The sequence below is a fragment of the Methylobacterium sp. UNC300MFChir4.1 genome, from assembly GCF_900110155.1.
GTDB lineage: Bacteria > Pseudomonadota > Alphaproteobacteria > Rhizobiales > Beijerinckiaceae > Methylobacterium.
In genome coordinates this window covers 100,455-110,883 of the sequence record NZ_FOCS01000014.1, presented here as the reverse complement: position 1 = coordinate 110,883, position 10,429 = coordinate 100,455, and the positions used below count along the sequence as shown (strand labels likewise).

Annotated in this window: 9 protein-coding genes; 5 read left to right on the top strand and 4 right to left on the bottom strand. The window is 72.9% G+C overall.

Annotated elements, in window-relative coordinates; translation table 11 throughout:
- Positions 1 to 210: 210 nt before the first annotated feature.
- From BMY19_RS19150 to BMY19_RS19135, 4 genes are all read left to right on the top strand, one after another.
- Complete coding sequence (locus tag BMY19_RS19150) at positions 211 to 753, top strand: sigma-70 family RNA polymerase sigma factor (RefSeq protein ID WP_020095120.1); 543 nt, start codon at positions 211 to 213, stop codon at positions 751 to 753.
- Complete coding sequence (locus BMY19_RS19145) at positions 750 to 1,592, top strand: anti-sigma factor family protein (protein WP_100252619.1); 843 nt, start codon at positions 750 to 752, stop codon at positions 1,590 to 1,592. Before BMY19_RS19150 ends, BMY19_RS19145 begins: the two co-directional genes overlap by 4 nt.
- A 70-nt stretch (positions 1,593 to 1,662) precedes the next feature.
- Positions 1,663 to 2,355, top strand: a complete 693-nt coding sequence (locus BMY19_RS19140; protein ID WP_100252618.1) for a helix-turn-helix transcriptional regulator — start codon at positions 1,663 to 1,665, stop codon at positions 2,353 to 2,355.
- A 137-nt stretch (positions 2,356 to 2,492) separates the two neighbouring features.
- Positions 2,493 to 2,720 (top strand): DUF1127 domain-containing protein, encoded by a 228-nt coding sequence (locus tag BMY19_RS19135; protein ID WP_100252617.1) that lies wholly within the window; start codon positions 2,493 to 2,495, stop codon positions 2,718 to 2,720.
- Positions 2,721 to 2,768: 48 nt separating this feature from the next.
- Here the strand turns inward: BMY19_RS19135 and BMY19_RS19130 are convergent, their stop codons facing one another.
- Positions 2,769 to 3,788 carry a zinc-dependent alcohol dehydrogenase family protein gene (locus BMY19_RS19130; protein ID WP_100252616.1) on the bottom strand — a complete coding sequence of 340 codons (1,020 nt, stop codon included), beginning with the start codon at positions 3,786 to 3,788 and terminating at the stop codon, positions 2,769 to 2,771.
- A 214-nt stretch (positions 3,789 to 4,002) separates the two neighbouring features.
- Between BMY19_RS19130 and serA the strand changes: the two genes are divergently transcribed.
- Entirely contained in the window at positions 4,003 to 5,223 is a 1,221-nt protein-coding gene (gene serA, locus BMY19_RS19125) for a phosphoglycerate dehydrogenase (protein ID WP_082558002.1), read from the top strand.
- Positions 5,224 to 5,335: 112 nt separating this feature from the next.
- Here the strand turns inward: serA and BMY19_RS19120 are convergent, their stop codons facing one another.
- From BMY19_RS19120 to cysE, 3 genes are all read right to left on the bottom strand, one after another.
- Positions 5,336 to 7,330 (bottom strand): SufS family cysteine desulfurase, encoded by a 1,995-nt coding sequence (locus tag BMY19_RS19120; RefSeq protein ID WP_100252615.1) that lies wholly within the window; start codon positions 7,328 to 7,330, stop codon positions 5,336 to 5,338.
- Positions 7,317 to 8,714, bottom strand: coding sequence for a family 2B encapsulin nanocompartment shell protein (locus tag BMY19_RS31650; protein WP_026605239.1), 1,398 nt, complete (start codon positions 8,712 to 8,714; stop codon positions 7,317 to 7,319). Before BMY19_RS31650 ends, BMY19_RS19120 begins: the two co-directional genes overlap by 14 nt.
- A 429-nt stretch (positions 8,715 to 9,143) precedes the next feature.
- Positions 9,144 to 10,016, bottom strand: coding sequence for a serine O-acetyltransferase (cysE, locus tag BMY19_RS19110; RefSeq protein ID WP_020095129.1), 873 nt, complete (start codon positions 10,014 to 10,016; stop codon positions 9,144 to 9,146).
- Between the last annotated feature and the right edge of the window lie 413 nt (positions 10,017 to 10,429).

The following is a 10,429-nucleotide window of genomic DNA, read 5'->3' as shown; positions in this document are numbered from 1 at the left end:
CCCGAGTAGCGCCCCGAGTAGCGCCCCGAGTAGCGCCCCGAGTAGCGCCCCGAGTAGCGCCCCGAACATTCGCGTGCCCGGACGCGGGAATAAAGCCCGCCGCCGCCCGGTTCCCGATTGTGTGGCACAAGGCTGCAGGCAGGAGCACGAGGGCAGGGACCCCATGGCTTCGCAGGCTCTCGACGGGGCGGGCCCGGCCCGGCCGCCGACATGACGACCCTGGCGCGCGCGCGCTTCAGTCAGCTCGTTCTCCCGCGCCTGGACGAGGGCTACCGGCTCGCGCACTGGCTCACCGGCAACGCCACCGACGCCGAGGACGTGATGCAGGAGGCGTGTCTGCGCGCCTACCGGGCGATCGAGGGGTTCGCCGAGGGCAATGCCCGAGCGTGGTTCCTGACCATCGTCCGCAACACCGGCTATTCCTGGCTGCAGCGGCACCGGCCGCGGGCGGTGGTCTTCGCCGACGACCTCGCCCCCGAGGCCCGCGCCGAGCTGGAGATCGGGGGCGCCCTGACCGAGGTCCCGGAGACGCCCGAGGCGACCCTCATCGCCCGCGACGACGCGGGGCAGCTCGCCCGGGCGGTCGAGGCCCTGCCGGTGGCCTTCCGCGAGGCGCTGGTCCTGCGCGAGTACCACGGCCTCAGCTACCGGGAGATCGCCACGGTGACGGGGGTCCCGATCGGGACCGTGATGTCGCGCCTCGGCCGCGCGCGGCAGCACCTGCTTGCACGGCTCGCGAAGGACGGGCGATGACCGACGACGAGACCCTCCTGCTCCTCAGCGCCTACGCGGACGGCGAGCTGTCGCCCGGCGAAGTCCTGGCCATGGAGCGCCGTCTCGCGGCGGATCCCGACGCGCGGGCCCTGGCGGAACGCCTCCGCGACCTCTCGGCCACCCTGCGCGGGCCCCTCGCGGGGCCGCCCGCCCCGGAATCCCTGCGGGCGCGCGTGATCGAGCAGATCGGCTTCACCGACCCGCCTCCGTCGCGCGGCCGCCTCGGAGACCCGCTCGGGACCCGGCTCGGGTCCTGGGTCGGGACCTGGGTCGAGGCCTGGCTCGAATCCTGGCGCAGATCCCGGCAGGCGCTGGCCGCGACGCTGCTCGTCGGCCTCGTCGGCGGGGCCGCGCTCGGCGGCGGGATCGTCTATCTCGACCGCCCCGACGGCGCCCCGGATACCGGCGCGGCCGTGCTCGCCGGCCATCTCCGCGGCCTCGCGGCGCCCCAGCCCTTCGACGTAGCCTCCTCGGACCGGCACGTGGTGAAGCCCTGGTTCAACGGCCGGACCCCCCTCGCGCCCGAGGCCCCCGACCTGTCCGACAAGGGCTTCCCGCTGGTCGGCGGCCGGGTCGACATCGTCGGCGGAACCCCCGTGCCGACCCTGGTCTATCGCCGCGACAGGCACGTCATCAGCGTCACGGTGGTCCCCGCCGCCGACGGCCCCGGCGCCGGCGAGGAGCGGCGCGACGGGTCCACGCTCGAGCGCTGGCGCCTCGGCGACCTCACCTACTGGGCGGTCTCGGACCTCAACCGGCGCGACCTGCGCGCCTTCGCCGACCTGTTTCAGTCCCGGACCGGGGGCCCGCCGGGATGAGGCGGGAATAAGGGACGCCAGTTTCGGGTTATTACTGATATCGTGATGTCGATCCGGCGAGGATCCCAGCGTGATCAGTCAATCCCACCTGCACACCCGCAGAGCCGAAACGATATCCGGGATCGGCTCCGCCCAGGAGCGGCGGGTTCAGGCCGGCGGCACCCCGGCCTTCCCGGACCCGACCCTCGTGGAGGCGGCGCTCCATCTCCTGGCGGAGCATCTCGAGCAGGGGCTGGCGGTGGCCGACCGGTACGGGCGGGCCCATTTCCTGAACCGCGCGGCGCAGGCCTTCGTCGCGCGCGGCCTCCTGTGCCTGGAGCACGGCGGCCTGCGCGGCGCGACGCCCGAGGCCAGCGCGGGGCTGCGCCGGGTCATCGCCCGCTGCGCCGCGGGCCATCGCGGCGGCTCGGTGCGATTGGAGGGCGCGGGCGGGACGCTCCTGGTCGCCGCCTCGGCGATTCCCGGGACGCTCGGCCCGATCGGCGAGGGCGCGGTTCTCCTGCGTCTCACCGACCCCGGGACCCCGCGCCTGCCGGATCCCGGCATTCTCCAGGACCAGTTCGGCTTCACGCCCGCGGAGGCGGCCCTGGCCGTCGACATCCTGGCCGGGAACGACCTCGCGGCGAGCGCGACGCACCGCCGGATCACCCGGAACACGGCGCGCGTGCACCTGCGCCACCTGTTCGAGAAGACGGGGACGCGCCGCCAAGCCGAGCTGGTGCGCCTGCTCCTGCTCTGCCCGCAGCCGATCGCGGACGCCTAGCGCGCTCCGGCAAAAATATTCGCGCCGCGCGCCACCCTTAATCCGAACGGAGGATGCGCATAGTCCGCATTGAAGCGAGGCTGATCCGGCCGATCGTGGACAAACCACGGATCTTTCGGCGCAACGGAGGCTGGATCATGATCCTCTCGTTCCTGAAATCTGTCCGGAAGAGCCGTATCGCGGCGCGAAATCTTCGCATTCTCTCGGCCCTCGACGACGAGATGCTGAGCGACATCGGCCTCGACCGGCGCACACTCCGCACGTTCTGCGAGAACGGCTGCGCGCACGTGCCGCCGCCGCCGAGCCAGGCCGAGACGCCCCGGGCCCTGATGATACCCGGTGGGCTCGGGATCGCCTTCCGCTGAACGCCCGCCGCACCGCCCGCTGCACCGCCTCGGGACCGGCCGGACCGCTCAGATCTCGACGCAGATCTTGCCGAAGTGGCGGTTGCTCTCCTGGTGGCGGAACGCCGCGACGAGGTCGTCGAGGGGGAAGCGGCGGTCGATGACCGGCCGCAGCCCGCAGGCATCGATGCCGCGGATCATCTCGATCTGGTGGCGCCGGCTGCCGACCAGCACGCCCTGCAGCCGGATCTGCTTCAGGAGCGCCGGCACCAGCGGCAGCTCGCCCGCGACCCCCGAGAGGATGCCGATCACCGAGACGTGGCCGGCGACCCGCGCGGCGGCCATGGACTGCTCCAGCGTCGCCGGGCCGCCGACGTCGAGGACGTGGTCGACACCGCGCCCGTCGGTCAGGCGCCGGGCGGTCTCGCCCCAGGCCGGGTCGGTGCGGTAGTTGATGACGTGGTCGGCGCCGAGACCGCGCAGGCGCTCCAGCTTGTCGTCGCTGGAGGAGGTGGCGATCACCGTGGCCCCCGCCGCCTTGGCGAATTGCAGGCCGAACAGCGACACGCCGCCGGTGCCCTGCACCAGCACCACGTCGCCGCTCTTCAGGCCGGCATCGGCGTGCAGCGCCCGCCACGCGGTGAGCGCGGCGGTGGTGAGCGTCGCCGCCTCGGCGTGGTCCCAGCCCCGCGGGGCGCGGGTGAAGGCGGTGGCGGGCGCGGTGACGCCCCCGCGGGCGTAGCCGTCGACCCCGTCGCCCGGCACGGTGGCGAAGCCCTCGACGCGCGGCGCGCCCTCCAGCCAGGTCGGGAAGAACGTGCTGACCACCCGGTCGCCCACGGCGAACTCGGTCACGCCCGGCCCCACGGCCTCGACCTCTCCGGCTCCGTCGGACATCGGGATGCGCGGCTCGCTCGGGCCCCACATCCCGCTGACCACCGCGTAGTCGTGGTAGTTGAGGGAGCTCGCCCGCAGGCGGACGGTGATCGCGCCGGGCCCGGGCTCCGGCACGGGCCGCTCGCCGAAGGTCACCTTGTCGAAGCCGCCGCCGGGCTGGACGATGACGGCCCGGGCTGTCGATCCGGTCATGACGCACCTGTCGCTCCGCGGCCTCGGCCGCCGGGAGGCGGACACTGGCAGGCCCCGCGCGCCGCGTCGAGACGACGGGGCCGGGCCGTCCGCCGCGGGGCGGGGGAGGGCGGCCCGCGCCCGCAACCCCTTCCTGCCCGCGCCGCCCTTGCCGCCGCGCCGCGCCGGCGCCAAGGTCGCGGATTGCACCCCGTCCGTGGAGGGAGGACAGACCGTGTCGACCGAGCGCGTCGTTCTGACCGAAAGCATAGCGCCGACAGCGTCCAGGATCTTCACCCAGGCCGGGATCGGCGCCATCCGGCAGCTGTCGCGCGCGGTCAGCCCCGGGGACGCCGGCGAACTGGCCGACGTCACCGTCCTCGGCATCCGCTCGCGCACGCAGGTCACCGCCGCGCTTCTCGACGCCCTGCCCGACCTCGCCGCCATCGGCTGCTTCAGCGTCGGGACCAACCAGGTCGACCTCGAGACGGCGCGCGCCCGCGGCCTGCCCGTGTTCAACGCGCCGTTCTCGAACACGCGCAGCGTCGCCGAACTGACGATCGGCGAGATCGTGATGCTGCTCCGGCGCATCGTGCCGCGCTCGGTCGCGGCCCATGAAGGCGGCTGGGACAAGTCGGCCACCGGCGCCTTCGAGGTGCGCGGCAAGACGCTCGGCATCGTCGGTTACGGCAATATCGGCGCGCAGCTCTCGAACCTCGCCGAGGCGATGGGCATGCGCGTCATCTTCTACGACCTCACCGACAAGCTGCGCCACGGGAACACCGAGCCGGCCGAGAGCTTCGAGGCCCTGCTCGCCGTGAGCGACGTGGTCAGCCTGCACGTCCCGGAGACGCCGCTGACCCACGGGCTGATGGGCGCGGAGCGGATCCGCGCGATGAAGCCGGGCGCCTACCTGATCAACAACAGCCGCGGCACGGTCGTGGACCTGGACGCCCTGGCGGCGGCTCTGCGCGACGGTCACCTCGCCGGGGCCGCGATCGACGTCTTCCCGGTGGAGCCGACCTCCAACGCCGAGCGCTTCGTCTCGCCCCTGCAGGGGCTGCCGAACGTGATCCTCACCCCCCATGTCGGCGGCTCGACTGAGGAGGCCCAGGACCGCATCGGCGCGGAGGTGGCCCGCAAGCTGGTCGACTACGTCCAGACCGGCTCGACGCTCGGCGCCGTGAACTTCCCGCAGGTCCAGCTGCCGCCGCGCCTGTCCGGCGCGCGCTTCCTCCACGTGCACCGGAACGTGCCCGGCGTGCTCGGGCAGATCAACGCGATCTTCTCGGGCCGGTCGCTCAACATCGACGCGCAGTACCTGCAGACGGACGGCGAGTTCGGCTACGTCGTGGTGGACGCGTCCGTGCCGCCGGGCGAGGCGGACGCGGTGCTCCGCGCGCTGCGGGCCATCGACGGCACGGTGCGGACGCGGCATCTCCGGCCGGCGGCGTGAGGATCCGCGCGCCGCGCCGGACGTCGGCGACGGGTCGCGCGGATCCTCACGCCCGCAGGGCAGGGTTCGGCGGACACGACGCCCCCGCGCCCGCCGGCCGGCGACGCGCCGGTCACGGTCGCGGCAGGGTGTGCAGCGCCCTCAGGAAGGCGTCGACCTCCGCGCGGGTGTTGTAGAAGGCCAGCGAGGCCCGCACCGACTGGTCGACCCCGAACCGGCGCAGGGCCGGCAGGGCGCAGTGGTGGCCCGAGCGCACCGCGATGCCGTGACCGTCGAGGTGGTGGGCCACCGCCGCGTTCGTCTGCCCCTCGATCACGAAGGACATCACGCTCACCTTCTCCCGGGCCGTGCCGATCAGGCGCAGGCCCTTCACGTCGGCGAGCCCGCCTTGCGCGTAGTCCAGGAGGTCGTGCTCGTAGGCGGCGATCGCCGGCATGCCGATGCCCGCGAGGTAGTCGAGCGCCACTCCGAGACCGACCGCCCCGGCGATGTCGGGTGTGCCGGCCTCGAACTTCTCGGGCGCGCCCTTGTAGACCGTACGCGCGAAGGTGACGTCCTCGATCATGTGGCCGCCGCCCTGCCAGGGCGGCATCGCCTCCAGCAGGTGCGTCTTGCCGTAGAGCGCGCCGATCCCCGTCGGCCCGAACACCTTGTGGCCGGAGAAGACCAGGAAGTCCGCGTCCAGGGCCTGCACGTCCAGCGGCATGTGCGGCGCGGATTGCGCCGCGTCGACCAGCACCGGCACCCCGTAGGCGTGGGCGAGCTGGATGATCTCCCGCACCGGGTTCACGGTGCCGAGCGCGTTGGCCACCTGCGTCACCGAGACGATCTTGGTGCGGCCCGACAGCAGCGCCGCGTACTGCTCGAAGATGATCTCGCCCCGGTCGTTGACCGGGATCACCCGGAGCGTCGCCCCGGTCTGCTGGGCCAGCAGCTGCCAGGGCACGATGTTGGCGTGGTGCTCGATGGTCGAGACGATGATCTCGTCGCCCGGGCCGACATTGGCCCGGCCGTACGAGTTCGCCACGAGGTTGATCGCCTCCGTGGTGCCCCGCAGGAAGACGATGTCGTCCTTCGTGGGCGCGTTGAGGAAGCGGCGCACCGCCGCGCGGCCGCCCTCGAACAGGTCGGTGGCGCGCGCCGCCAGGGTGTGGGCGGCCCGGTGGATGTTCGAGTTGTGCCGGGCGTAGAACTCCGAGGTCGCGTCGATCACCCCTTGCGGCTTGTGGGTGGTGGCGGCGTTGTCGAGCCAGACCAGCGGGTGGCCGTTGACGCTCTGGTGCAGGGCCGGGAAGTCCCGGCGGACATGCTCCACGTCGAAGGGCGCCCCCACCGGGCTCGACCCCTGCGCGGCCAAGCGCGGCGCCGAGCCCGGGTCGCGGGCCGGCTCCACCCGGGGGCTCGCCGGCGCCCTGCGGGCTGGGCCGGGGCCGAGGTTCAGGAAGTAGTAGTCGCCGGCCGGCGCCTCGGGCACCCGGGACAGATGGCCGGTCCGGGCGAAGCGCTCCTGCGCCGCATCGCGGCCGACTTTCGACGGATCGGCCGGCACGAGAGCCGGGGCGAGGGCGTGCGCGAAGGCGTTGGCGCGGGGATGGTCCGCGGCGATCTGCCGGTGCAGCTCCGGACCGCCGGGCAGGGCGGCCGCCAGCGCCGGGGCACCGGCGAAGGAGAAGTCCGGCAGGGCGGGGCGCGGGCTCGCCGGGTGGACCAGCGGGATCGCCCCGACATCGGCGAGGGCCGGGCTCGCGGGTGCGAGGTTCGGCGCGGTCGGGCCGGAGAGGCCCGGCAGGCCGACCGGCGGCGCCCCGAAGGAGCGCGCCGCCAGCGCGGAGGCGTCGGGCGGCAGGCCGGCGGGCTGGCCGCCCGCTGGGGCGGAAGGGACGCCCGGGGGCGCACTCGGCAGCGGCGCGCCGCCCGGGCGCTGGGGCAGGCTCTCGAGGGCCTGCGGGACCTGGGGGCCGGCGGGAAGCGCCGGCGCGAAGGGCCGGTTCGCGGCCTGACCCTGCCCGTAGATCTCCCGGGCGAGGCGTCCGACGAGATCCGCGTGGGCCAGCTCGCCCGGGCTCGCCCCGGGCAGCCCGAGGGCGACAGCCTCAGGCGTAGTCATGGTAGTTGCCCAGCAGCACGTTATCGAGGCGGGCGATCGCGTCCTCGACCAGCACGGCGGCCGAGAAGTAGCGGGTCACGAGGTGCGAGGCGATCGAGTGGTCGTTGGTGCCCATGTAGCGCACCGACAGGCCGGGCTCGATCTCGCCGGTCACGCCCGATTTCTGCAGGCCGACCACGCCCTGCTCGCCCTCGCCGACGCGCAGCAGCAGGATCGAGGTGGTCTCGGCCCCGGTCACCGGGTCGAGGTCGATCGGCAGCTTGTCGCTCGGCACCAGCGGCACGCCGCGCCACGTGATGAACGGCGCGCCGAACAGGTGGACGACGACCGGCGGCACGCCGCGGCGGGTCGCCTCCCGGCCGAAGGCCGCGATGGCGCGGGGATGGGCCACGAAGAAGGCGGGCTTCTTCCAGACCAGGGTCAGCAGCTCGTCGAGGTCGTCCGGGGTGGGCGGGCCACCGCGGGTGGGGATGCGCTGGCGCGGGCCGACCTCGCCGAGAAGGCCGAACTGCGCGTTGTTCAGGAGCTCCCACTCCTCGCGCTCCTTCACGGCGTCGACCGTGAGGCGGATCTGCTCGCGGAGCTGGTCGATCTCGTTGGAGTAGAGATCGGTAACGCGCGTATGGGTGTTGAGGATCGTCTGGATGGTCGAGAGGTGGTACTCGCGCGGATCGACCTCGTAGTCCACGAAGGTCGTCGGCAGGCGCGGCTCGCCGGTATGGACCGCCAGCAGCTCGATCCCCTGCTCGCCGTAGGAGTTGGTGTGACCTTTGAGGCGGTCGCGCTCCTCGCGGTACTGCGCGATCTTGGCGCGGATCTCCTCGCTCTCCACCGCGGCGGCGTCGAGGGTCAGGAGGGTCACGGCCGACAGGGCCTTCACGGCCGGGGCGGGCGCGCGCTCACCGGCGAGGCCCGCATCGCCGAAATAGTCGCCCTTCGTGGCGAGCCCCTGGCGCAGGCGACCCTTGTAGGGGCCCGACAGGGTCAGCTCGACGGTGCCGTCGGCCACCACCGTGAGGCTGCGGCCGGCGGAGCCCTCCTCGTGGATCACCGTTCCGGCCTTGTGCCGGCTCTCGGTGAACTTGGCCGCCAGCGCCGCCAGCTCGGCATCGCCCAGCCGGCTGAACAGCGGCACGGCCCGCAGGGAGGCGGGACGGATCACCTTGCCGTCCCCCTTGTCCTCGGCGACGAGATCGATCCGGCCGGGGCGGGCCAGCACGACGGCGCGGCGGTTGACGCGGTAGACCCCGCCCGCCACGTCCACGAAGGGCAGGAGCCGGAGCAGCCAGCGCGGCGTGTTGGCCGCGTTCTGGACCGAGGTGACGGTCGCCGTCGCAAGATTGCGTGCCGCCGTGGCGCTCACGCTCAGACCCGGTCCGCTCATCGTTCGTCCTCACTCCATCCAGGATTTCAGGCGCGCCGCGCCGATCCGCGCGGCGGCGGTGCGCCCCGCAGCCTGTGCGGGGCGGACGCAAGTCGTTCCGATCAGAACGCGACGACGATCGCGACCCGAGCGGCCGCACCGTCAATCAAATCATGTATTCTCTAGCAGTCCGACAGCCATCGTCGAACGCTCGGCCGGGCCGACTTCATCGTTGTTCCAGCGATGTCTGGATAAAGTCTGATTCGCCCAAGGGTCAACGGAATGATATCCCTATTTTTCGTCGATTCGTAGAAATGGATCCCGTGGTATGCACGACGAACAGGACACGACCGTCCTCAGGCAGGCAGGCCAGAGAACTTAATTCTACGGAGTCGCGCCCGGCGGCGGCGCCCGGACGACTTTGTTGTCAGGAAAAATCTTTCGCGCGTCTCAGATGCCGTCCCCGTAGCCGAAGGACTGGTCCATGCTGAGCGCCGGCTCCTCGTCGACGGGCAGGCGCGAGACGACCCGGGCCGGCACGCCCGCCACAGTTGTGTGGGGCGGCACGTCCTGCAGCACCACCGCGGCGGCCGCGACCTTGGCGCCCGCCCCGACGCGGATGTTGCCCAGCACCTTGGCGCCGACGCTGAGCAGCACCCCGCGCTCGATCTTGGGATGCCGGTCGCCGCTCTCCTTGCCGTTGCCCCCGAGCGTCACCGACTGGAGGATCGAGACGTCGTCGGCGATCACCGTGGTCTCGCCGATCACCACGCCGGTGGCGTGGTCGATGAACACCCCCGAACCGATCCGGGCCGCCGGGTGGATGTCGCAGCCGAACACCTCGGAGATCCGGCTCTGGACGTGCAGCGCCAGGGTCGCCCGGCCCCGGTGCCAGAGCCAGTGGCCGACCCGGTACGCCTCGAGCGCGGCGAGTCCCTTGTAGAACAGGAACGGGTCGAGGTAGCGGCGGCAGGTCGGGTCGCGCTCGCGGATCGCCACGAGGTCGCGCACCGCGTGGGCGCCGGCCTGCGGGTCGGCCTCGAAGGCCGAGAGGCACAGGTCGCGCATCGACAGGCGAGCGAGGTCGCCGTCCCCGAGCCGGTGGGCGAGGCGGTAGGCGAGGGCCTGTGCCAGCGAGCGCTGGTCGAGGATCGTCGCCTGGATGATCCCCGCATAGAGGGGCTCCTCGATCAGGGCCGCCTCGGCCTCGGCGCGCAGGGCGGCCCAGACTTCGGCCTCCGCGGTGCTGCGGCTCGTGATGCGCAGGGGCGGCTGGACCACGGCCATCGTGGCGCCCGCGGCGGGCAGGGCAGCGTGATGCATCGGTCGTCGCCGATCACGGCAGGGGGCGGAACGGGCCGGGCCGGCCGCGCTCCAGGGCGTCGTGCCCCTGGACCGTCACGCCCACATTGGCCGGGGCGTCGCCCCGCATCATCGTCCCCGGGGCCATGGTGTCGTCTCCCTCGAATCGGTCGCGGTGGCGGCCCGATTCCGCCGGCGGCGCCGGCGAGAAGTCTCTTCCGGATGCCCCGGCCCGGCGGAGAAGGTTTCGACCGCACGAGCGCGTTGCCGGAGCATTGTTTCGCTAAGTCATTGCTATAGAATGATATTCAGGCATCGCGCCGGCTTTGGCAAGTCCCGGGAGCCGGCCGGCACCGGCGATCGATCGCGGCCGCGATCCGGGCATATCTCCGCCGACCCCGTGCTTCTGCTCCGGCTCGCGGCTTCGACGAACA

Excerpts from the sequence above, each read along its gene's own strand:
- BMY19_RS19150 (WP_020095120.1), top strand. The coding sequence starts at position 211 with ATGACGACCCTGGCGCGCGCGCGCTTCAGTCAGCTCGTTCTCCCGCGC.
- BMY19_RS19145 (WP_100252619.1), top strand. The coding sequence starts at position 750 with ATGACCGACGACGAGACCCTCCTGCTCCTCAGCGCCTACGCGGACGGC.
- BMY19_RS19135 (WP_100252617.1), top strand. The coding sequence starts at position 2,493 with ATGATCCTCTCGTTCCTGAAATCTGTCCGGAAGAGCCGTATCGCGGCG.
- BMY19_RS19130 (WP_100252616.1), bottom strand. The coding sequence starts at position 3,788 with ATGACCGGATCGACAGCCCGGGCCGTCATCGTCCAGCCCGGCGGCGGC.
- BMY19_RS19120 (WP_100252615.1), bottom strand. The coding sequence starts at position 7,330 with ATGACTACGCCTGAGGCTGTCGCCCTCGGGCTGCCCGGGGCGAGCCCG.
- BMY19_RS31650 (WP_026605239.1), bottom strand. The coding sequence starts at position 8,714 with ATGAGCGGACCGGGTCTGAGCGTGAGCGCCACGGCGGCACGCAATCTT.
- cysE (WP_020095129.1), bottom strand. The coding sequence starts at position 10,016 with ATGCATCACGCTGCCCTGCCCGCCGCGGGCGCCACGATGGCCGTGGTC.